General features: G+C 60.8%; 17 protein-coding genes. 7 read left to right on the forward strand and 10 right to left on the reverse strand.

Features of this window, described 5'->3' with window-relative positions; all coding sequences use genetic code 11:
- Positions 1 to 300: 300 nt before the first annotated feature.
- Positions 301 to 1,890, reverse strand: coding sequence for a serine/threonine-protein kinase (locus QMK32_RS16995; RefSeq protein ID WP_283476294.1), 1,590 nt, complete (start codon positions 1,888 to 1,890; stop codon positions 301 to 303).
- 132 nt (positions 1,891 to 2,022) lie between these two features.
- Between QMK32_RS16995 and QMK32_RS17000 the strand changes: the two genes are divergently transcribed.
- Entirely contained in the window at positions 2,023 to 2,565 is a 543-nt protein-coding gene (locus QMK32_RS17000) for an NADPH-dependent FMN reductase (protein WP_283476296.1), read from the forward strand.
- 22 nt (positions 2,566 to 2,587) lie between these two features.
- Here QMK32_RS17000 and QMK32_RS17005 read toward each other — a convergent pair whose 3' ends face one another.
- Genes QMK32_RS17005 through QMK32_RS17015 form a run of 3 tightly spaced genes read right to left on the reverse strand, consistent with a single transcriptional unit; the run spans position 2,588 to position 5,164 of the window.
- Entirely contained in the window at positions 2,588 to 3,433 is an 846-nt protein-coding gene (locus tag QMK32_RS17005) for an efflux permease Rv1217c-related protein (RefSeq protein WP_283476298.1), read from the reverse strand.
- Between the two features lie 5 nt (positions 3,434 to 3,438).
- Positions 3,439 to 4,215, reverse strand: coding sequence for an ABC transporter permease subunit (locus QMK32_RS17010; RefSeq protein ID WP_283476301.1), 777 nt, complete (start codon positions 4,213 to 4,215; stop codon positions 3,439 to 3,441).
- Positions 4,205 to 5,164, reverse strand: a complete 960-nt coding sequence (locus tag QMK32_RS17015) for an ABC transporter ATP-binding protein (protein WP_283476303.1) — start codon at positions 5,162 to 5,164, stop codon at positions 4,205 to 4,207. Before QMK32_RS17015 ends, QMK32_RS17010 begins: the two co-directional genes overlap by 11 nt.
- 220 nt (positions 5,165 to 5,384) lie before the next feature.
- On the opposite strand from QMK32_RS17015, the gene QMK32_RS17020 reads away from it, so the two are divergent.
- Both QMK32_RS17020 and QMK32_RS17025 read left to right on the forward strand, forming a co-directional pair.
- The gene (locus QMK32_RS17020; protein ID WP_283476417.1) at positions 5,385 to 9,800 is read left to right on the forward strand and encodes a non-ribosomal peptide synthetase; all 4,416 of its coding nucleotides are present in this window, start codon (positions 5,385 to 5,387) and stop codon (positions 9,798 to 9,800) included.
- Between the two features lie 62 nt (positions 9,801 to 9,862).
- On the forward strand, positions 9,863 to 10,354 hold the full coding sequence (locus QMK32_RS17025) for a DUF2231 domain-containing protein (RefSeq protein WP_084345389.1): 492 nt from the start codon (positions 9,863 to 9,865) through the stop codon (positions 10,352 to 10,354).
- Positions 10,355 to 10,420: 66 nt separating this feature from the next.
- Here QMK32_RS17025 and QMK32_RS17030 read toward each other — a convergent pair whose 3' ends face one another.
- Genes QMK32_RS17030 through QMK32_RS17040 form a run of 3 tightly spaced genes read right to left on the reverse strand, consistent with a single transcriptional unit; the run spans position 10,421 to position 12,545 of the window.
- A complete protein-coding gene (locus QMK32_RS17030; protein ID WP_283476307.1) occupies positions 10,421 to 11,308 on the reverse strand; it encodes a M56 family metallopeptidase in 888 nt (295 codons plus the stop codon).
- A complete protein-coding gene (locus QMK32_RS17035) occupies positions 11,305 to 11,688 on the reverse strand; it encodes a BlaI/MecI/CopY family transcriptional regulator (protein ID WP_283476309.1) in 384 nt (127 codons plus the stop codon). The genes QMK32_RS17030 and QMK32_RS17035 overlap by 4 nt, the downstream gene beginning before the upstream one ends.
- 41 nt (positions 11,689 to 11,729) lie before the next feature.
- Complete coding sequence (locus QMK32_RS17040) at positions 11,730 to 12,545, reverse strand: phosphatase PAP2 family protein (RefSeq protein ID WP_283476311.1); 816 nt, start codon at positions 12,543 to 12,545, stop codon at positions 11,730 to 11,732.
- A gap of 105 nt (positions 12,546 to 12,650) precedes the next feature.
- On the opposite strand from QMK32_RS17040, the gene QMK32_RS17045 reads away from it, so the two are divergent.
- Entirely contained in the window at positions 12,651 to 13,331 is a 681-nt protein-coding gene (locus QMK32_RS17045) for a response regulator transcription factor (protein ID WP_283476313.1), read from the forward strand.
- A 69-nt stretch (positions 13,332 to 13,400) separates the two neighbouring features.
- On the opposite strand, the gene QMK32_RS17050 is transcribed toward QMK32_RS17045, so the two are convergent.
- A complete protein-coding gene (locus tag QMK32_RS17050) occupies positions 13,401 to 14,198 on the reverse strand; it encodes a COG4705 family protein (protein WP_283476314.1) in 798 nt (265 codons plus the stop codon).
- A gap of 86 nt (positions 14,199 to 14,284) precedes the next feature.
- Here QMK32_RS17050 and QMK32_RS17055 point away from each other — a divergent pair, with 86 nt between their 5' ends.
- The gene (locus QMK32_RS17055) at positions 14,285 to 15,685 is read left to right on the forward strand and encodes a sensor histidine kinase (protein WP_283476419.1); all 1,401 of its coding nucleotides are present in this window, start codon (positions 14,285 to 14,287) and stop codon (positions 15,683 to 15,685) included.
- Positions 15,686 to 15,830: 145 nt separating this feature from the next.
- On the opposite strand, the gene QMK32_RS17060 is transcribed toward QMK32_RS17055, so the two are convergent.
- Positions 15,831 to 16,706: a sensor domain-containing diguanylate cyclase gene (locus tag QMK32_RS17060; protein ID WP_283476315.1), complete on the reverse strand. Its 876-nt coding sequence runs from the start codon at positions 16,704 to 16,706 to the stop codon at positions 15,831 to 15,833.
- 589 nt (positions 16,707 to 17,295) lie between these two features.
- Here QMK32_RS17060 and QMK32_RS17065 point away from each other — a divergent pair.
- Positions 17,296 to 18,459: a sensor histidine kinase gene (locus QMK32_RS17065; RefSeq protein WP_283476317.1), complete on the forward strand. Its 1,164-nt coding sequence runs from the start codon at positions 17,296 to 17,298 to the stop codon at positions 18,457 to 18,459.
- Positions 18,456 to 19,094: a response regulator gene (locus tag QMK32_RS17070; protein WP_283476318.1), complete on the forward strand. Its 639-nt coding sequence runs from the start codon at positions 18,456 to 18,458 to the stop codon at positions 19,092 to 19,094. The genes QMK32_RS17065 and QMK32_RS17070 overlap by 4 nt, the downstream gene beginning before the upstream one ends.
- On the opposite strand, the gene QMK32_RS17075 is transcribed toward QMK32_RS17070, so the two are convergent.
- Positions 19,091 to 20,623, reverse strand: coding sequence for a multicopper oxidase family protein (locus QMK32_RS17075; RefSeq protein WP_283476319.1), 1,533 nt, complete (start codon positions 20,621 to 20,623; stop codon positions 19,091 to 19,093). The genes QMK32_RS17070 and QMK32_RS17075 overlap by 4 nt on opposite strands.
- Between the last annotated feature and the right edge of the window lie 373 nt (positions 20,624 to 20,996).

The following is a 20,996-nucleotide window of genomic DNA, read 5'->3' on the forward strand; positions in this document are numbered from 1 at the left end:
GGGCAACGTGGTCGGCCCGCAGGCGCGGCTTTTTCCCGTAATTCCGGCAAGATCCCAAAGTGATTCTGCTGTAACGATACTCGCGAATGAACGGCGGCAGAACGCCCCGCTCGCAATCGTCCCATCCAGCATGATGGCCAACCGCACGGAGGTATTCCGTAGAATCAAGATCCGCCTAGGGCCTTGCTCGACTGTGCGGGGCCTTCACGTCCCGTCTCGCCGGTACGCCTCACCGAAGGCGAATCAGACAGGTCAGCGGTGTCGGCCCCGCAATGAAACATTTCGCAATGAGACATGAGGTCAGCGCGCGTAGTACTCCCGCATCGGCTCTTCGGCCAGCACTTCGCCGTCGGAGACGATGGTCAACGCGGATCGGTCGAGTCGATACTGGGTGCCGTCGGTGGGGTTGGTGGCGACGAATCCGCCGGCGGAGGGCCGGGGGTCATCGAGTTCGATCCCGGCACCGTCGGTGATGCGGACGCCCTTGTAGTAGTAGCGTCCGACGCCGGTTTCGCACACCACGATTGTGGAATCGGTGCTGCGTCCGATGGCGACGGCGAGGTTGTCGGCGTTGCATCGGGGGCCGGAAGAGCCGAGGAAACCTTGGCTGTCCGCGCCGGAGACAGGGATCGCCCGAGTGCGGGTGGGTGCGACCGGAGCGGACGTCGGGACGACGGCTGTCGGCGGATCTGCCTCCGTCTTCGGTGCACTCTGGGAAGCCGGAGCAGCCGCCGACGGTAGTGCAGCCGTGTTGGATTCGGTGTTCGGCGCGAGTGTCAGCCATACAACAGACGCGCCGAGTCCAAGTACCAGGACGACGAGGAGGGTGATCGCCACGGGGAGAAACGTCGAGCGGTGCGGGACGGATTGGGGGTGCTGGTACGGGGCTGCATTCGGTCGAGGTGGTGGGGGAGGAGGCGCCGCTGTGCCCCAGGCCTGCGGTCGGGGATGGACGGCATCGCCAACTTTGGTCTGTCGATATTCACCGACGCTGCCAACTGCCGTGCCGTCGAGAGTGCGACCGACGATCGCGGTGGCCTCGGCGCGGTCCGGCGGAGTCAGGGCAAGATGTGCGGCCCGCGCGAAATCACCTGTACTGGCGAATCGTTCACCAGGTTCCTTGGCCAGTCCGTGGACGATGACCGCATCGAGTGCGCGGGGAAGCCCCGGCCGCGTGAGGCTTGCTTCGGGTGGCGCGGTCATGAGATGCGCTTTGATCAGATGACTGACACTGGTCGAGGGGTAGGGCGCTGTTCCGGTGAGGCATTCGTACAGTACGCAGGCCAGCGAGTACGTGTCGGCGCGATCGGTGACCACATCGACGTCGAATCGTTCGGGTGCCATGTAGGCGTACGAGCCGATCGCGGTTCCCTGGGTGGTGAGCTGTACGTCCGAACTTGACCGGGCAATACCGAAATCCACGAGATATGCGAAGTCGTCCCGCGTGAGGAGGATATTCTCCGGCTTGATGTCGCGGTGAATCAGATTGTCGGCGTGCGCGGCATCCAACGCTGAGGCGATCTGCGCGACGATCGCGACGGCGCGGCTCGGGGACATCGGACCCTGAGCCCTGAGTGTCGTACGAAGATCGTCACCGGCGACCAATCGCATATCGATGAAGAGGACGCCGTCGATCTCGCCCCAGTCGTGAATGGGAATGATGTGTGGCTCTCGAAGACGTGCTGCAGCTCGCGATTCGCGGCGGAACCGTTCCTGATATGTCGGATCGTGCGCAAGGTCGGGTGAGAGTAGTTTGAGGGCCACAGTGCGGTCCTTGACCGTGTCGTACGCCTCGTACACCTCACCCATGCCGCCCTTGCCCAGCAGAGATCTGAGCTCGTAGGGGCCGAACCGGCTTCCTTCGCGGGAGACTGTCGCGATCTGATTCATCGAACCTGCTTCGTGTGTGCCGAGAAGAATACAAAACGATGATCCAGTCAGCTTTCGCTGAATGATGTAAATTCGTTACGTCGTGCTGCCTCGATCGCGCCCGACTCCAGCGGGTCCGAAGGAGCGAACACCATGTCGGACATCTTGTTGATATCGGGTAGCTTGCGCACAAAGTCGAGCAATTCGGCGTTGCTTCGCACCGCCGCCACTGTTACTCCTGACGGTTTCCGCAGCGTGCCATACGACGGGATGGGCGAGCTGCCGCACTTCAATCCGGATGACGATCACGATCCCCTCCCGCGAGCGGTGCTCGGTCTACGGCAACAGATCGACACCGCAGCGGCCTTGCTGATCTGCACTCCCGAGTATGCGGGGGCACTGCCAGGTTCGTTCAAGAATCTGCTGGATTGGACTGTGGGTGGCGTCGAGATCGGCGACAAGCCCACGGCGTGGATCAACGTCTCTGCCAACGCAACGAACGCGGCCAACGCCCATGCGTCGCTGCGCTACGTGCTCGACTACACCGATGCGGCAATCGTCGACGGGGCATGTGCTCATCTCCCGGTGACTCCAGCAATGATCGATGAGAACGGCTTCATTACCGATGGTGTGGTTCGTGAGGGAATTCGCACTTCGCTTGCAGCACTGTGTCATCGGGTGCCCTTCGCAAGCTGACGGCGGCCGTGCACCCAAACCTTCAGCCGGTCAGGTCGCGTCGGAGATAGGCGGGGAACGCGCAGGCGCACAAAATGATCGCGGCAACGAGAAGAATTGATAGATCAGCGTAGTTGGCCCCGTTGACGAGGGGGTTGCTACCTGCGAAGTAGTACCAGGGACTGACCTTCGTGAAGCCGGCAAGTGCGTCCGACAACGGTAGGAACGCGTTGAGCGCGAAGGCAAGTACGGCAAGCGCCGCGGGGATGGTTGCCGCGAGCCGGACGTCACCGGTAAGCGCAGCGATCAGAACCGCGACCGCGCCGAACACCATCGCCAACAGTGCGCTGTGCGCGCAGGTGCCGAACACGCCGGATGCGTCGATACCGAGGCCGCCGATCACATCCCCGATTATCAATCCGGCTGCGACGCCGAGTGTCGCAAGCAGTACGTGCACAATCGTGGCGGCGGTCTTGGCGGTAAGAAAAGCACTGCGGCTCAAAGGAAGTGATAAGAGTACGCCCACGGTCTTGGTCTGCTCCTCCCCGCAAATTGCTTTGGATGCGGAGAGAATCGCAACCGCGATCAATCCTCCGGGCACGACAAGCGAGACCATTTCGGCATTCATCCACCCCGCCGGAGTCGTCATGTTGGCTCCGGTGAGTACCTTGCTGATCGCGTCCGTGAAATCAGCGGGCAGGCCGACCAGCGTGTCCTGCAGCGGCGGCCACAGCGCTCCCGTCAGAGCACCCATCGCGACCATCGCCGTAGCCACGACACCCACCAGCGTCAACCGGTCGCGCAGAGCGAGCGCGGTCACCCCTTGGATCTGGCGGATACTGCTGGGTCGTGCCGTTCCGGCGGCAGCGTGGTCCGAGACCGTTGTCATCGTGCTCATCCCTTCAGATCGCGGCGGTCGAACGCAAAGGCCGCGATCGTCGCCGCGGCGAGGGTAAGTACGACGAGGAGGAGGATGTGCGGCAGGTCGACGCCATGACTCAGCGGCTCGCTGGAGACGTAGTAATACCACGGGCTGATCCGCGCCCACGCGTCCAGATGTGCAATCGGAAGCATCGAGTTCGACACCCACGCCGCCACCGCGAGACCGCCTCCGACACCGGTGGCTATACCGGGATCGCCGGCTACTGCGCCCGCGGCCAGAGTGATCGCCCCGAATAGCAAAGCGAGCAGATACAGATGCAGACACGCCGCTGCGATGTGGCGGGGAGTGAGCTCGTCGACGCCGAACAGCATTGCCGACAGAACCGTAGCGGCGCCGAACACTATCGTCACCGCAGCGAGTGCCGCGCCCACTCCGAAAGCTTTCTGTGCCAGGATCGACCGTCTGGTGACCGGCTGGGCGGACAGCAACGCCATCGTTCCGACTTTTTCCTCCCCGGCGGTTGCCGCCGCCGCGGTGATCACCGCGTACGCGATCAGGGCCAGCGGGGCGATCAGGTTGAACAGCTCACCGATCGCATAGCCGCCTGGACCTGCCGGGATGAACGCAGTGACTGCATCGGGCATCGCGTCGGTCAGGTCGGTCATCACGTCCTCGAGCCCCGAGCTGATCCCGGTCACGAAGAATGCGAAGAGTGCCAGCACGACGCCCAGTGCGGCGACGGGCATCCGACGGTCGGTGAGTTCGCGAGTGAAGATGTCAGTGGACATCTGATGGATCCTTCTTCGCACCGTCTTTTGAGTCTCCGTCGTCTGAGTCTTCGGAACTGCCGCGGTAGTAGGCCAGGAAAATCTCCTCCAGGTCGGCATCACGGGTATGTAAATCGACCAGTTCGTGCGACATCGCCGCCGCCAATATGCCGTTGATCGGGCCGTCGAACGCCACGGTGACGTGGGTGCCGTCGACGGTGACCTCACGGACGGTGTCTACCTGCGCGAAGAGCTCTGGTGACACCGGCTCCGCGAACTCGATGTCGAGTCGCCGGATCGCTTTCGCTTGCAGGTCCGCGATGCGCTCGACTGCTACAAGTCGGCCTTCTCTGATGATGCCGACCCGTCCGGCGACGCGTTCGACCTCGGACAGAGTGTGCGAGGACAAGAACACGGTGCGCCCTTCCTCGCGCACCTCGTGCAGCATCGTGTTGAACTCGCGCTGCACCAGTGGGTCCAGTCCCGCGGTCGGTTCGTCGAGAATCAGTAGATCCGGTTTGTGCATGAACGCCTGAATCAACCCGATTTTTTGCCGATTGCCGGTGGAGTAGTCGCCGACCTTCTTCGACAGGTCTGCTTGCAACCGCTCCGCGAGCTGATCGACATACTTGTGGTCGACCCCGCCGCGAAGACGCGCGAAGTACCGCAGCGTTTCCGCTCCGGTCAGTTTGGGGTAAAGGGCCAGGTCCCCAGGCACGTACCCGATCGCAGACCGGATTTTCAACGAGTCCTTGTGCGAGTCCATCCCGAGGATCCGTGCGCGACCGGAGGTGGGCCGGATCTGGTCCAGAAGTGTCCGGATCGTGGTCGACTTGCCTGCACCGTTGGGGCCGAGGAAACCGAACACTTCACCGCGTTCGACCTCGAGGTCGAGATCGCACACCGCAGTGAATGCGCCGAACTGCTTGGTAAGTCGATCGGTCCTTATCGCAGGCTGCTTAGACATCATTGCATCGTGTCCCTCGCGGTAGCGGTGGGTGATCGCTGTCCAGATCCGTCGACAAGTCGGCGGTGTTGCGGAAGTTCCGTCAGATAGTCAGTGTACGAAGATTTCGGGGTCGGGTTTGTCGATTTCGATCATGCTCGTGCTCGACGTGACGCGAGCGTTTCTTCTTCGATCCGCGGCGCATGTAGCCTGAAACTACCCACCATGTAGTAGTTCGGTGCTGATGCGGGAGGATGCCGTGCTCGAAGACTCATTGCCCTTGAGTTCGACTCAAGCTGACATCTGGTATGCCCAACAGCTCATGCCGGACATCCCCTTCACCATCGCCTATTACGTGGACATCACAGGTGAGGTCGATGTGGATGAATTACTCGACAGTGGATTGCAGGCACACCTCGAATTCTCTTCGTCGAGCATGCGCGTCGTCGACATCGAGGGACGGCCCGCTCAGGTATTCACGACACAGATCCATGACGTCGCGCAGATTGTCGATCTCAGAGCACACCCGAGCGCATTGAGTTCTGCGCTCCAATGGATAGACGACGACTGTCGATCCCCGCTGCCGATGGATGGGCCACTTGTCCGGTTGCGGCTCTTTCGTCTCGCCGATGACCATGTGCTCTGGTACACCCGAGCCCACCACATCGCGCTCGACGGCTTTGCATCGATGAAAGTGCTCGAGCGGGCCGCCGCGATCTACTCGGCCTCCCGAGCCGGGACCGAACCGGAACCTCTCCACCTTTCATCCCCGGCCGCCCTTGTCGACGAGGACGAGAGATATCGAACGTCCTCGCGATTCGAGCGTGATGGACGGTTTTGGAAAACTACGAATCCTGATGCAGCAGAATCCATTCCGGTCACTCTGGGCCGGGCGGTGCAGCCCGAACCGTTGTCCATGACGATCGGCGCGGACACCGACGCGCACCGGACGTCTTCGGCCGTTTCATGGTCGGTCGGCGATCGCGCAACATCGAGTGTGGTGATCGCTGCGTTCGCCGCTTTCCTTGCGCGCATGACAGGTTCCGACGAAGTCCACTTGTCGTTGCCGGTGTCGGCGAGGACCACGGCATTGCTACGCCGTGCCGGATCCTCGGTGTCGAATGTGGTCCCTCTGCGATTGTCCGGAGTCGGATCGGCCACGGTCGACAGCGTCGTCAAATCGACAGAAGTGGCATTGAGTGGAGTATTGCGGCACCAGCGCAGCAGACCCACTGCATCGGTGAGTGGATCTCCGCTTCGCGTCGGCCAATTCGGGCCCACCATCAACGTGATGATGTTCGCCAACAACATCACCGTCGGTGATTTGGACGGTCAGATCCACATCGTGACGACGGGTCCGGTCGCCGATCTTGCGGTCAATATCTATCCGAGTAGAACTGCCACGCAACCCCGTATCGATTTCGAGGCGAACCCGGCCGTATACACAACCGGTGATCTATCCCGGTATCACGCCCGCTTCTTACATTTTCTCGACGGCTTCACCGAACCTGGTTGCGGAGACACCGCTGTGGCGGATCTCGAGCTCTTCTTTCTCGAAGAAACGCGAAGCTCGCCCGTGTCCGTCGGCGCAGATGCCGAGAGCTCGACTTCGCTGATCGAAGTGTTCGACGAGGCGGTCCGTCTCTACGGCGATCGGATTGCTGTCCGCGATACCGAAGTCGTCACGTATACCGAATTGTCCACGCAGGTCGACCGTCTCGCCCGTGCATTGATCGATCGCGGAGTCGGGCCCGAGGACATGGTTGCGGTCCGCGCGTCTCGATCGATCGCCGAAGTCGCGGCGTTCTGGGCAGTAGCGCGAGTGGGCGCAGTGTACTTCCCCATCGACCCGAACTATCCGCGGCAACGAGCTGAGTTCATCCTCCGCGACTGCTCTGCAAGGGTCGGCCTGTGCACATTCGAGCACCTCGAATCCGAACTGGGGGAGGTGCAATGGATAGACATCGGCAATCCCACCGAACCGCCGCGCTCCGCCGCTGCTGTCGTATCGGCCGAGTACAGGGCACATAGCGCGGCATACCTCATCTACACCTCTGGCTCGACCGGCAAGCCGAAGGGTGTGATCGTCACTCACGACGGGATCGGTGCACTCACACAGCACATTCGAGCCAGTTACCACCTCGACTTCTCGTCGCGCATCTGTCATCTCGCCTCACCGGGGTTCGACACTGCAGTCGTCGAAATTCTGGCGGGCGCGATCTCCGGTGCGACAGTCGTGATCGCGCCTCCCGGCGTGTATGGCGGACTCGAACTCGCTGAACTACTTTCACGCGAATCGATCACCCACCTGTTGATCACCCCTTCGGCTCTGGCCACACTCGATTCATCAGAGCCGAACGGCATCGAGACCATCATCATCGGTGGTGAGGCTGCCCAGCGAGACATCGTCGATCGCTGGTCCCAGAACCGCCGCTTGCTCAATGCCTACGGGCCGACCGAAACGACATGCAGTGTCACCATGACCGACCCGATGCATGCAGATGAGCCGATCGGGATCGGCACGGCCATGACGGGAGCGAAGATCTACCTCCTGGATCGCGCCCTGCACCCGGTGCCTGCCGGTACCACCGGAGAGATCTTCATCGAGACACGCGGGCTGGCCCGCGGATACCTCGGCCGCAGTGCTGAAACCGCGACGCGGTTCCTCGCAAACCCGTTCGGCAGTAATGGTTCACGACTTTTCCGTAGTGGCGACCTGGCGCGTCACCTGGCGGACGGAAACCTCGAATTTCTCGGCAGAACAGACGATCAGATCAAGATCCGAGGAAACCGGGTCGAACTCGGAGAAATCGATGCGGTACTTCGTGCGCATCCAGAGGTCACTGCAGCATCCTCGACTGTGCGTTACGGTCCCGATGGCGGGCTACGCATCGACGGATACATCGTGCCCATCGAGCAGGCCGTCGATACCCAGCAGATTCGACTGGATATATCGCAGCGGTTGCCCGCCCACATGATTCCGTCGACAATCACGATTCTCGACGCGATCCCGCTGACGGTCAACAAGAAACTCGACCGCGCAGCACTCCCCGTGCCGGCGCCGCAGATTCAGCCGAAGGTACGCGGCGTCGAACCATCAGGTGCCACCGAAGTTGCGATCGCAGCGGCGTATGCGCGCATTCTCGGTGCCGACCACGTCGATGTCGAGACGTCCTTCTTCGATATGGGTGGCGATTCGCTGGCAGCCACTAGAGTTCTCGCCCTCGTTCGCGCTGATACCACCGTGGAGGTCGGCGTGCGAGACCTCACCGATGCCCCTTCGGTCCTTGCTCTGTCCGCGCTGGTGGACGCCCGGTTCACCGACCGGGGGTCGGCCTACTCATCTGGTCTCGAGCGGGGCCGCTCGGACACTGCGGCGTACATCCCGCTCGCTCCGCAGCAGCGCCACATCGATCGAGGCGCACGCCTTCCGTTGTACAACTTGCCGTTCACCATAGAGATCACGGGCTCGTTCGACGCTCAGGCGGCGCAAGCAGCGTTCGCAGATCTGGCGGTCCGCCATCGAAGCCTGAGGACGGTGTATCCGGATTCGACTTGGGGCCCAGCGCAAGTCATCGATCGGACTTCTCTTCTCGACGGACCGGTGTTAGGTACGACTGCATTCGATGCCGACGTGGTAGATGCGGTATTGGCAGAACCATTCGATGTTCGCTCCGAGCGTCCCATCCGGGCGCAGCTGTTCTCGGTCTCTTCCGATCGTCATCTGCTCGCGTGCGTGGTGCACCATATTGCCGCAGATGGATGGTCTCTTGGTGTGTTGGCTTCGGACTTCGTTCGCGCATACAACGCCCGGGCCGCCGGCAAGACCGCTGAATGGACAGAACTGCCGCTGGAGTACTCGGACTTCAGCGTATGGGCCGCAGCTCGGTCCACCGCCGCCGATATGGAGTTCTGGCGCAAGGAGTTGCTTGGAGCACCACCAGATATCGCTTTGCCCCTGGACCGGCCGAGGCCAGCCCTGTGGGATTTCTCCGGTGCCCGAGTTTCGTTGGAATTCGACTCCGCTGTCGTGGACGGGCTGGACGGGCTCGGTCACCGTAGCCGGACAGGACGATTCACCGTACTTCGGTCAGCACTGCTCGTCCTTCTGGCGCGGCTCAGCACGACCACCGACATCGTCATCGGCACTCCTGTTGCAGCTCGAGACGATCCGAGGTTCGAGCAACTCGTAGGAATGTTCACCAATACGGTCGCCATCCGCACGAATATCGCGTCCGCGCGAACGTTCGACGATGTCCTTGCCCTGGCGCGTACCAGCGAACTGAGAGCACTCGACCACGCAACTGCCCCGTTCGTCGACGTCGCGGGTGATCTCGTCGAGGACCCCGTCGATTCCTTGCATCCACTCTTTCAAGTCGCCTTGTCCCTGGATATCTTCACCACTTCGAAGTTCGACATCGACGACGCCCATTTCGAGGTAACTCCACGTCCGCTGTATATCGCCAAATGCGATATACACGTCCATGTCACCGAACGTCGGGACGAAGCGGGACTTGTCACCGCGATCGGGGTGGACATCGTCTATCCGACGGCATTGTTCGACGGGACGACGGTCGCCGAGTTCGGACAGTCGTACGAGCAGGTCGTACGGGACATCATCGCCAATTCGACGGCGGAGTGGAACCGTGTACTCGTCTGAGAAGCAATGCAATTCGTGCAATACGTGGTGCATCGCACGTGCAACCGAAAATAGGAAAACCAGTGTCCACGATCAACGGCCTACCAGCCCACATTCTGTTGATTCACTTCGTCGTGGTCCTCGCGCCACTGACTGCACTTCTCGCCGTCGCGGCCAGTGTGTGGGCGGGAGCGCGTCGAAGATTCGTCTGGTTGATCGCGGCTCTGTCGGTGTTGATTCTGGTGCTGACACCGCTCACCACGGATGCCGGTGAATGGTTGGAAAAGCGCGTTCCGAAGTCCGCAGCAGTAGAGACGCATGCCGGGCTCGGCGACACCATGCTCTATTTCGCAATCGCAGCTGTCGTGGTTGCGGCATTGCTAGTACTCCAACATTTACGTGAACGCCGCGAGAAGCCGCCGGTGCGGTGGCTATCGGTTGCCGTTGCGATTATTGCCGTTCTCGTCGGGGTGGCAACGATCGTCCAGGTGTATCGCATCGGAGATTCCGGTGCGCGCGCCGCGTGGGATGACACCGTCACGTCTGCCCCCGCGGAGGATGGCCCGAGCAAGTGACGGGGGTCAGCGGCGAGAACGAAGATCCGGCTCGAGGCACTTGCCGGGTGCGACTGCCTGCCACTGTTATTGGAAGACAGATGAAGGCGTTTCTCCGACCTCCGGCACGATGACGTCCTGAGCTACGTCGAACAGCGCTATCGAGATCGACGCGCAAGCGGCTATCACTACAAGGCCGGCGACGACGACTGCGTAACGCTGGCGATCGGGCGGGGGCTCGGTCAAAGCACGCACACGCCGAACGACATCGCCACCTGTATTTGCAAGTTTCCGAGACTGCGCATCCCTCTCGAGATGAGTGCGGAGCAAAGCCGTTCGCGCGAGCGCAGACACAGTCACATTCCGGCCGAATGTAGCGGAGTATTCATCTGCTTGACGTTCCGCGGCATGTCGTACCCGAACCACCAACGGGCGCAGTACCGGATCGAATTGGGCCGCGATCTCGCACATCTGAATCCATAGGGCGTGGCGAAATCGCAGATGCGCACGTTCATGTTCGATGACCGCACGCAATTCGGCATCGGACAGAGCCTCCGCGAGGCCGGTTGTCACCACAACAGCACCGCCACCGGATGGCACGGCAAAGGCGTCGGGTTCAGCGGAGTCGACGAGAACTGTTCCCCCTGGTGTTCTGGCTTCGGCTCCGAAGCGCGAAGCCATCGAGGAACTGACTACAACCCGTCGAAGATGCCGTGACACCTCGATGGACCGCCAGAGAATCCACCCGAGAAGTGCAACACCCAGCACAATTCGGAAGGGATTGGGTGAAGAAACCAGGACTGCAGCAATTGCCACCATCGAGGCGACAATCGAGAATGCGGTCACGACGGCGAGAATTGGAAACAGCACCACAGCAGTCGAAGGAGTGAACCGGCGATCGATGCGTTCGATGTTCATGCGAATCGCCAGCGACACTACCCAGGGGAATGCGGCCACGAATACAAGTAGCGTCACAGCCCGCGCTCTTCCAGATCGCCTGCATCAGGTGAGAGCAGATTGCGCAGCGTTGCCTCGTCCTCGGGGTCCAAGGACGCGACGAAACTTGCCAGCACATTCGCACGCTTGTCCCGCTCACCGAGTTCGGTTCGCATACGCATCGCGGCACGAAGCGCAGGAATCTCGTTTACCGGTGCCGTGAGGGTGTAGACGAACGATCTGCCTCGGCGTTCCCGCTCGACCAGACCTTTGCCATGGAGCCGAACCAGCGCAGTCATCACGGTGGTGTGCGCGAGTTCGGCGTCCAGATGAGCGCGAGCCTCCGATACCGACAGCTCTCGATGCTCACCGAGCAACTGCACGATGGACTCTTCCAGCTGACCGGACGCTCTACGCACAGGATTCACCTCACTCACTGATATGCCCCAAGGATAGGGCACTATCGCGCCACCTGACTGACGTGCCGGGTCAGTGTGGATTCGTCCGTAGTCGCAGTGTCGAGCCGGTGTAGTGCGTAGCCACCGAGGGTGACCATGAACGCGGCGATGAGAGCGCCGGCGCAGACGTCGGTGAGCCAGTGGACCCCGAGATACATGCGGGTGCAGGCGACAACGACAGTGATGGCGAGAGCGATACCGAGGAACAGGACGCGCACCGCCGTTGGGCGTCGCGCGCTGACGATGAGCGCGATCATCAGCAGCAGCGCCGCGGACCCGGTGACGTGACCTGATGGAAACGAGGGATCTGTTTCGAGCATCAACTGGATCGACAGTGGTGGGCGCTCTCGGCCGACGATCAGTTTCAGTGCACTGCACAGGATCGAGGCTGCGGCGACCGTCGCAAGCAGCACCAACGCCGGGCCGTATCGTTTCGTTCGCCAGATCAGCACTACCGCGACGAGGATGCCCAATGCTGCTGTTTCGGGCGGGCCACCTGCGGTGGTGATGGCGATTGCCAGGTGATCGAGGGTGGAATTTCGGTGATCGAGGAACCATTGGGCGACGGGTGCGTCGGCACCGGTGAGAGCGCCGTTGCTGTGTACCGCGACGGCGAGGACCAGCACCGCGAAGCCGTAGCCCAGTGCGGAGAAGATCGTCCCGTTGGTTCGGCTGTCGCGTGTTCTGAGCACCGTCCCACACGCGACGAGGGCAACGGCGATCGCAAGGCCGGCGGCTTCGACATCGGTCGACGCAGCTTCGGTGAATACTTCGGTGACCGTTGAATGCACGGCAGACGTCGATGAGGAGAGGAGCACGGGCATCAGTGTGCAGAGGTGATCCTGAAGAACCGCTGAAAGCGAATCTCCGGGCACCTCGTGGTTCTGGTGTACTTCTTCGGACGTACAGAGATGGAGTTGTCGATGCGGATACTGGTGGTCGAGGACGAAGTGCGTTTGGCGGAGATGGTGCGCCGCGGTCTGGTGGCCGAGGGTTTCACCGTCGAGGTCGAGCACGACGGTGACGAGGGGTTTCATACCGCGGTCTCCGGGGAGTTCGATGCACTCGTGCTCGACATCATGTTGCCGGGCAAGCATGGTTACGACATTGTGCGGGATCTGCGGGCGCAGGGTGTGTGGACTCCGATTCTGATGCTTTCGGCGAAGGACGGTGAATACGATCTGGCCGATGCGTTCGATCTCGGTGCCGATGACTATTTGATCAAACCGTTTTCGTTCGTGGTGTTGGTCGCTCGGCTGCGGGCCCTACTCAGGAGAGGTGCTCCGGAGCGGCCGACGGTGTTGACGTCGGGGGATTTGGAGTTGGATCCAGCGCGGCACCGCGTGACCCGCAGCGGTGTGGAACTGGCCTTGACACCGCGCGAGTACAGTGTGCTCGAGTTTCTGATGCGGCGCAGTGGGGTGGTGGTGACCAAGTCCGAGATCGTGCGGTCGGTATGGGATGCCAATTATGACGGGGACGAGAACATCGTCGAGGTCTACATCGGTTATTTGCGTAAGAAGGTCGATCAGCCGTTCGGGCGCAAGAGCATCGAGACGATCCGGGGAGTCGGATACCGGCTCGCGACCGGTGTGATCGACTGAGCTGTTCGTCTGCTTCTCGAATGTTCCCGCGAGCTCTGAAGTATCACCGTGGAGCGCTGAGGGTCGGTGTCACACTCTCTCCCCATCCTCGGTATCCACGCTGTCGAATGTGGTGTCGAGGACGTCGGCTTTGGAGATGGTCAAGTACGTCACGGATCCAACGATGGCAATCACGAACACGGCGGTGACGAGGGTCGGTCCGAGTCCGAGGCCGCCGGCAGTCTTGTCCTGTGTCAGGTAGTCACCGATGGACGCGCCGAGTGGGCGGGTGATGATGTAGGCGATCCAGAATGCGAGGACGGCGTTGAGCCGTAGGGCGTAGTGCGCGGCGGCGACCAGGGCGATGATGGCGGCGAAAATGAGTGCCGAGGTGAGGTATCCCAGTTCGATTTGCTCTGCGACGAGATCGCCTGCAGCGGTGCCGAGTGCGAACGTGAACAGGATTGCAAGCCAGTAGAACCCTTCGCGGCGGCGGGTTCGGATGCTGTGAATCGAGAGTGTTCCCTCGGCGAAGTACCAGGCTGCGAACGTCAGAATTAGTGCGGCGGTGAAGAATCCGGTACTCGTTGCCAGTGGAACGCCGAAATTGTCGGTGATATTGTCGGTGATCAGCGTGCCGGCGACGCTGATCAGGATGACCACCAGCCAATAGATCCATGGCACGTACCGCCGGAGGGTGAACTGGTAGGTAAGCGCTGCGGCCAACATGATGCCGATGACGAGGGTGGTCCCGGTGAGACCGAACCCGAGATCGACGTTGAGTGCGTCGGCGGCTGTCTCCCCGACGGTGGTTCCCAGGATTTTGATGATCCAGAAGTACAGCGTCACCTCGGGGACTTTGCTCGCCAACATGCGTGTGGTGCTCATGGACAACGACTCTGGCAGGGTAATCCTGAAGGGATGCTGAAGATGGTCGTTGTCTTCGGCGCTGCAGGTAGGACACTGGGGGCGTGATGTCCTACATCGATGTGTTGCGGCCACGACGTTGGACCGTGCGGGTGCGTTCGGCGGTTGCTACGACCCTGGTGCTTGCTGTGTGTTTGATCGTCGCCGGTGGCGCGTTGTTGAGTGTGCTCTACAGCTCTCTCGAATCCTCTGCCCGTACTGCTGCGGTGGCTCGCGCGGTGCAGGTCTGCGAGCAGCTCGAGTCCGATTCGCCGTCGCAGATCGACGATTCGTTGTTGGCTACCGACGGTCAGATCGGGATCCTGCAGGTCGTCGACGCGTCCGGGGCGGTGCGGGCTTCTTCGAGTGGGGATAGTGATGCGCCGCTGTCGACTTTTCAGGTTCCGGCGTCGACCACGCAGGATCTCGGGCGTGTCGAGGTCGGCGAGAGTGGCGATTTCTGGGTGACGGGCCGCGGCGCGATGAGTGCAGAGGGGCCGGTGACGGTGTTGGTGGGTGCCGACCGGGAGACGGTCGAAGACGTTGTCACCACGGTCGCGGTTCTACTGGCAATCGTTGGCCCTATTGTGATCTCGTTAGTCGCGTTCGCGACGTACCGACTTGTCGGTGCGGCGTTGAGTCCCGTCGAGCGGATCAGGACTCGGGTGGCGTCGATCTCCAATGGTCAGCTGGGGGAGCGTATTCCGGTTCCGGAGGCACATGACGAGATCGCTCGACTTGCGGTGACGATGAACGAGATGTTGGAGCGGCTCCACGCGGGGCAGCGTGCGCAGCAGCGGTTTGTCAGTGATGCTTCGCATGAGCTTCGGAGTCCGCTTTCGACGATCACTGCTGCTCTCGAGCTTGCCGCAGCACGGCCGGAGTTGATCGATGCGACATTGATAGACGATTCGCTCCTTCCCGAAGCGCGACGGATGCGGGGGTTGATCGAAGATCTTTTGTTGCTTGCTCGTTCGGACGAAAAGCAGACCGCCGCCAGCGCAGTCGACGTCGACCTCGACGATCTGCTCTATGAGGAGGGCAAACGTGTCGGATCGATGTCGGAGGTGACTGTTCGGACGTCGATTGTTCCTGTTCGGGTGACCGGGGATCAGCAGGCGTTGGCGCGGATGGTGCGCAACATTGTCGATAACGCGGTTCGGCACGCGAACAGTCGAGTGGAATTGTCCTGTGCGGAGTCGGGTGGGTCTGCTCTGATCACGGTCGATGATGATGGGCGGGGTATTGCGGAGTCGGAGCGGGTGCGAGTGTTCGATCGGTTCGTGCGGCTGGATTCCTCGCGAACGCGTGGTGAGGGCGGTGCGGGTCTGGGTTTGGCTATTGTTGCCGGCACGGTCGCTGCACATGGTGGGTCGGTGACTGTTCTTCGGTCGCCGCTGAGTGGAGCTCGTTTCGAGGTCAGACTCCCCATGGGATCGAAAAGTGAGTCCAAAGACAACAGGACTTGATCACGTCATCGTGGTTGCCACCGGATACGAGGCGGGTGCTGGCCCGATGGCATCAGAAAACGAGGTAAGCGCGTCCACAACGGACCCCAACGGCGCCGATCGTGAATCCGATGTGATCTCGGGGGGGCTTCTCAACGGGCATACATCAGGCCAGGTCATCGTGTTTATCGTACATTCGACCACCGCCGTCTCGCTTGGCGCGGTAGAGCAACACGTCGGCGCGATCGAAGCAGTCGAAGAGGGTTTCGCGCTGCTGCAGCGAAGTGAATCCAGCCGAGAATTGCTGACCGTCGGGAACGACCGCTGCGATGTCGGTAAGAATTCGACGCGCCTGCATGACGTCGATTCCGGGGAGAGCCAATGCAAATTCTTCACCACCCCAACGAGCAAACAGGGTCTGCGGACCGAGGATGCCGCGCGCTGCTGCGCTGAACGTGGTGAGCAGTTGGTCGCCGGCGGGGTGGCCGTGGGTGTCGTTGTACGCCTTGAACCGATCGAGATCGATCATCGCCAGTATGAGTGAGTTGGTGCATTGCGGGGGGTAGTGCAGTCGGTGCAACCCTTCTCGCCATCCGCGGCGATTGAGCAAACCGGTGAGAGGATCGGTCGTTGCTGCGGCTTGCAACATGTCTTCGGCGATTCGGCGTTCGGTCGTATCGTGGATGACCGAAGCAGTCCATGTCCGGCCATCCGGTGACGTCACGGCGACTGCGGAGACCCATGCCCATCTCAGGGTGCCATCTGGGCGGATATACCGCTTCTCGAGCCGCAGCACCTGGCCCTGCTCTCGTGCTCCTGCCATTAACTGCGCCATCGCCGCATGCTGTGCGAGATCGTCGGGATGGGTGAATTCGCGGGAGGATCGACCGGCAATTTCTCCCCAGGTGCGTTGGACCATCGCGCAGTAGGCGTCGTTCGCGGCCATCAGCAAGCCCTGCTCGTCGGCTAGTGCTATCGCAACGGTGCTCGCGTCGAACAATGCGCGGTACCAGTGCTCGTCTACGCCTTTGAATGTATTCATGTTCCTGCTGACCTTCTCGTTTCCTACTGGGCACCTTTATCTTGTCAGAGCACGGCAGCGCCTAAATTGTCCAAAATGGCAGCACCCGAGACCATTGCGAGAGGTCCCAGTCCGACGAGCACACGTTGCGCCTTGGGTGACTGCAGGGTTAGCAGTGCCTCCTCCGTCCCGTAGGGCTGAATGCCGTCGATCGACGCACATCGGTGGATCGAGGTCGAGCACGTGTGGAACGAGCAGGTGACCAGCTTGGCTACTCGATCGGGGAGCCGCGCGGCTACATTTCCCCTTACCAGCCCAGTGATCTCGCTGCACCCCCTTGGCGGTCCCGACTCTCTGTTTGGTCTCCGCGTGGGCCACGTCCGTTCGGGCAATATTAGAACATGTTTCATTTTTGGTTCGATCTGTGGCTGTGACAGGCGGTTTGATGACGCCTGTCAGTTTTGTGTGTGCGACGTCGGAGTTGTTTTAACCCCAATAGGTGGAGTGTGTAGCTTCAGGCGACGCAGCTGAGGTCACCAAGTCGTTGGTGTGGCGTCCCAATGGTCGTGACCACCGACGGCGAGCGAGGCGGTTCCCCTACGGTGGTGTGATGATCGACATTCCGGTGCGTAGGACGATTCGCTTTGCTCCGGTGGCGTTGGCCCCGATCCTGCTGATTGCCAGCACCTTCCCTGGCGAGTTCTATGTACCGTTGAGCTACTGGTTTCTGGGGTGCGCGTCGGCAGTAGTCTTCAGCGTTGGGGATCGGGCACCGCTCGTTGCGTCCATCACGCTGTCGGCGTTGTCCGTTCCTATGTTCGCCGCGCAAGCCTGGGGCGTGTCGGAGCTTGTGCCCTACCTCGGCGCCGTATCGCTGGGCGAGGTTGCTTTGCGCTCGTCCCGAGCATCTCGAGTTTTTGCGACTATGGTCTGGACAGGTGCGTTGGTGCTCGGGGCGTGGCTCGACCACCCCGATGCCTTCTGGCGCTGGACTACAGTCGCCTCGACCGCATTGTTCGTCGGGCTCCCTGTGCTGCTTGGTCTTTACATTCGCGCGCAGCGCGAGCTTGCGGCGACCTATCAGGAACGTGCCGCAGATGCAGAAGCCAGGACGGCAACAGCTGAAATCAGTGCACGCTCAGCTGAGAGAACCGCTGTGGCAAGAGAATTGCATGATCTCGTCGCGCACCACATGGCGTCGATCGTCCTGCGGATAGGAGTGGCACGACATGTACTCGGAAGGGTCGATCCGCGTGTGGACGCAGTTCTCGATGATGTGCACCTCACCGCATCCGATGCACTGGCCGATATCCGTCGACTTCTTGCCGCGCTTCGCGAACCGTCTTTGAACGAAGTGCCTCTGGTGGACCCAGGTGCCGTCCGATCTGAAATCTACGCGGCTATCGAACGCACTCGGCGCGCCGGATACGAGGTGGCGGCCTGTGTGGACGCTGATATCTGCGAACTCGACGCCATCAGCAGGCTCTCGTTGCTGAGAATTGTGCAGGAGTCGTTGACGAACGTGATGAAACACGCGGCGACCGGATCGGCTGTGAATCTGTCGATAGCCCGCAAGGGCGCCGGGTTCTCGGTTCGAATCATCAATACTGGAGTCGAAAACATGCCACCTAGCGGCGAGGGATACGGAGTCATCGGCATGAAAGAACGCATCGCCCTGGTGGGTGGACAACTAGTGACAACAGCAATCGTCGACGGATGGGAACTCGACGCGTGGATCCCCGCCGCCCCAACCACACCTGGACACACGCTGTGATCCGGTTGACGATCATCGACGATCAACGCTTGATACGGGCCGGCCTTCGCATGTTGTGCGAGTCGACACCGGATCTGGCCGTTGTCGGCGAGGGATCCAACGGCTTGGAGGCAATTCGGTTGGCCGCCGAATTCTCACCCGATGTGACCTTGATGGATCTCGGAATGCCCGGTCTCGGCGGTATCGAGGCAACGAGACAGATCGTGGCATCAAACCCTGCATCGAAGGTGCTGGTGCTGACGACGTTCGATGACGACGACCATCTTTACCCTGCGTTGGCGGCCGGTGCCACCGGGTTTCTGGTGAAGGACACCTCGCCGGTCGACTTGCTGAGCGCTATCAGGCGGACGGCCGACGGAGACTTCTTGTTCTCCCCGGAGCTCATGCGTCGGATCGTCGATCGCGCGCTTACCGCCTCTTCGGACATCGCGGACGCAGCAGTCCCGGCGGTGTCGTTGACTGTGCGCGAACATGATGTGCTGGGGCTTGTCGGCGAGGGGCTTAGCAATCGAGACATCGGCGATCGACTGCATATCGGTGTGACCACGGTGAAATCGCATATCTCGAATTTGATGGAGAAGACCGGTTGCGACAACCGAGTACGTCTCGCGATATTCGCCAAGGGAGCGGGCTAGTGGTGAATGCCTTCAAAATTCGGCATCGATTCCATATCTGATATGTCGGCGGAGGAGCTTATCGTCTGCGCCGCTTGTGCGCCCGGCTCGACCACGACGAACTGTCCCATCATTCCCTGGTCTTCGTGCATGAGCATGTGGCAGTGATACATGTACGGCGCTGTCGGGTCGGTGTAACGGCTGAACCGCAATGCCAGCCGTAACTGTTGCCCGGGTGGCGTGTACACGGTGTCTTTCCATCCGTCGAGTTCTGGCGGTGGGGGCGTCCCGTTGATGTCGACGATCTGAAACTGAGCGTCGTGTACATGGAAATTGTGTGGCCAATTGTCGACGTTTGTTACCGTCCACACCTCGGTAGTATCCACAATCGACGTGAAGTGGATACGGTTCATATCCATCCGTTGGCCGTTTATCATGAACCATTGCAATTCGAATTCTCTTGTTGCCGCGGCACTCCCAGAATCCAGTTTTGGTAGAACTGACAGAACCGTAGGGAGTTCCGACGAAGCTTTGAGTTGCTGCCTTCCACGCAGTTCGAGAATGTCGAAGGTATCCGCAAAGCCGAAAGTATCGGTGGATTCCCAATCCACATTATCGTGATTGTCGATCGGAAACGATCGCAAAATCGAATCGGTTCCCGAATCGATGCGCACGATCATCTCGACGCGTTCACCCGGGCTGATCTGAATTCTGCTCAGTGATATGGGCTCTCGCAGTAAGCCGCCGTCAGTCGCTACGAGCTGAAATTCGCGGTAATCATCGAATCCGAGGTTGTACAGGCGGCCGGACGATCCGTTGAGGATGCGGAGCCGGATGCTCTCGGTAACGACGGGGAGGAAAGCCCCAGCGACCCCGTTGGTGACGATGGTGTCGCCCAACAGTCCGATATTTGTGGAGTCCGACTCATCGAGGCTGCCGTCCTCCTCGAATCGACGATCCTGAATGATCAGCGGTACGTCGTCCACTCCGTAGTCACCGGGCAGTTCGAGTGAGTCGGAAACATCATCGTCGATGATGAAAACCCCTGCGAGTCCCCGATACACGTGCTTTTCTGATGAACCGTGCGGATGGGGGTGGTACCACAGTGTCGCGCTCGGCTGGTCGATGGTCCATGTAGGTTCCCACTTTTCACCGGGGTCGATCGTTTGATGGGGTCCACCGTCGAACCGAGCTGGAACGTGCATTCCGTGCCAATGCACGGTCGTCGGTTCGGGCAGAGAATTTTCGACGGTGAAAGCCACAGTCTCGTCGCGACGAGCACGCAACGTCGGCCCCAATATTGAACCGTTGTACCCCCACGTGGCTGTCGTCGTTCCGCTGATTAGTTCCGCTGCGCCGGCTGCTGCGACTAAGTGAAAATGACGTGTGCCGTTCGCATCGACCGTGGACTCGGCTATGGGCGGTATCGGCAACTGCCGCAACGTCGACGCTCGAGAACGCTCGTTCTCGCCGTCGCCACATCCGGCAAGTACCACGATCGGTGTCGCGGCAAGGCCTGTCAGAAACTGTCTTCTGGATAGTTGTTTCATGATGCTCCTGTTCAGGCGGGACATCACGATGCCCCGAACTCTCCTGACAAGTCTTCCTAGTTGGAGCGATCGAAGCCTCCATCCGACGGGCCCCCCGCTGCGGTAAGTCCTCCTACCCAGGTACCTACCGTAGAAGCTGTACCCGTGATAAATGATCGACTGCATTCGTACTATGGCGAGTCGGCCGAAGAGCTGCGCCGAGCATCCTCGAATGAAGGGTGTCCGGGAGCGCAATGGCGCTACGCGGCCGGGTTGACCGCCTACTCGGAACCCGCGTCATTTCATCTCCTCGGGTGAAGTACCAATCATACTTTTTCACCGCAGCCCCAGGGGTTTGGACAGATCGTGATGTCGAGAAACGGACATATTCGGC

The sequence above is a fragment of the Rhodococcus sp. H29-C3 genome (genome assembly GCF_030063405.1).
In the GTDB taxonomy this organism is placed as follows: domain Bacteria; phylum Actinomycetota; class Actinomycetes; order Mycobacteriales; family Mycobacteriaceae; genus Rhodococcoides.

Coding starts and splice junctions, on each gene's coding strand:
- QMK32_RS16995 (WP_283476294.1), bottom strand. CDS start 1,890: ATGAATCAGATCGCGACAGTCTCCCGCGAAGGAAGCCGGTTCGGCCCC.
- QMK32_RS17020 (WP_283476417.1), top strand. CDS start 5,385: ATGCGGGAGGATGCCGTGCTCGAAGACTCATTGCCCTTGAGTTCGACT.
- QMK32_RS17055 (WP_283476419.1), top strand. CDS start 14,285: ATGTCCTACATCGATGTGTTGCGGCCACGACGTTGGACCGTGCGGGTG.
- QMK32_RS17050 (WP_283476314.1), bottom strand. CDS start 14,198: ATGAGCACCACACGCATGTTGGCGAGCAAAGTCCCCGAGGTGACGCTG.
- QMK32_RS17015 (WP_283476303.1), bottom strand. CDS start 5,164: ATGATGTCTAAGCAGCCTGCGATAAGGACCGATCGACTTACCAAGCAG.
- QMK32_RS17010 (WP_283476301.1), bottom strand. CDS start 4,215: ATGTCCACTGACATCTTCACTCGCGAACTCACCGACCGTCGGATGCCC.
- QMK32_RS17005 (WP_283476298.1), bottom strand. CDS start 3,433: ATGACAACGGTCTCGGACCACGCTGCCGCCGGAACGGCACGACCCAGC.
- QMK32_RS17065 (WP_283476317.1), top strand. CDS start 17,296: ATGATCGACATTCCGGTGCGTAGGACGATTCGCTTTGCTCCGGTGGCG.
- QMK32_RS17060 (WP_283476315.1), bottom strand. CDS start 16,706: ATGAATACATTCAAAGGCGTAGACGAGCACTGGTACCGCGCATTGTTC.
- QMK32_RS17000 (WP_283476296.1), top strand. CDS start 2,023: ATGTCGGACATCTTGTTGATATCGGGTAGCTTGCGCACAAAGTCGAGC.
- QMK32_RS17075 (WP_283476319.1), bottom strand. CDS start 20,623: ATGAAACAACTATCCAGAAGACAGTTTCTGACAGGCCTTGCCGCGACA.
- QMK32_RS17045 (WP_283476313.1), top strand. CDS start 12,651: ATGCGGATACTGGTGGTCGAGGACGAAGTGCGTTTGGCGGAGATGGTG.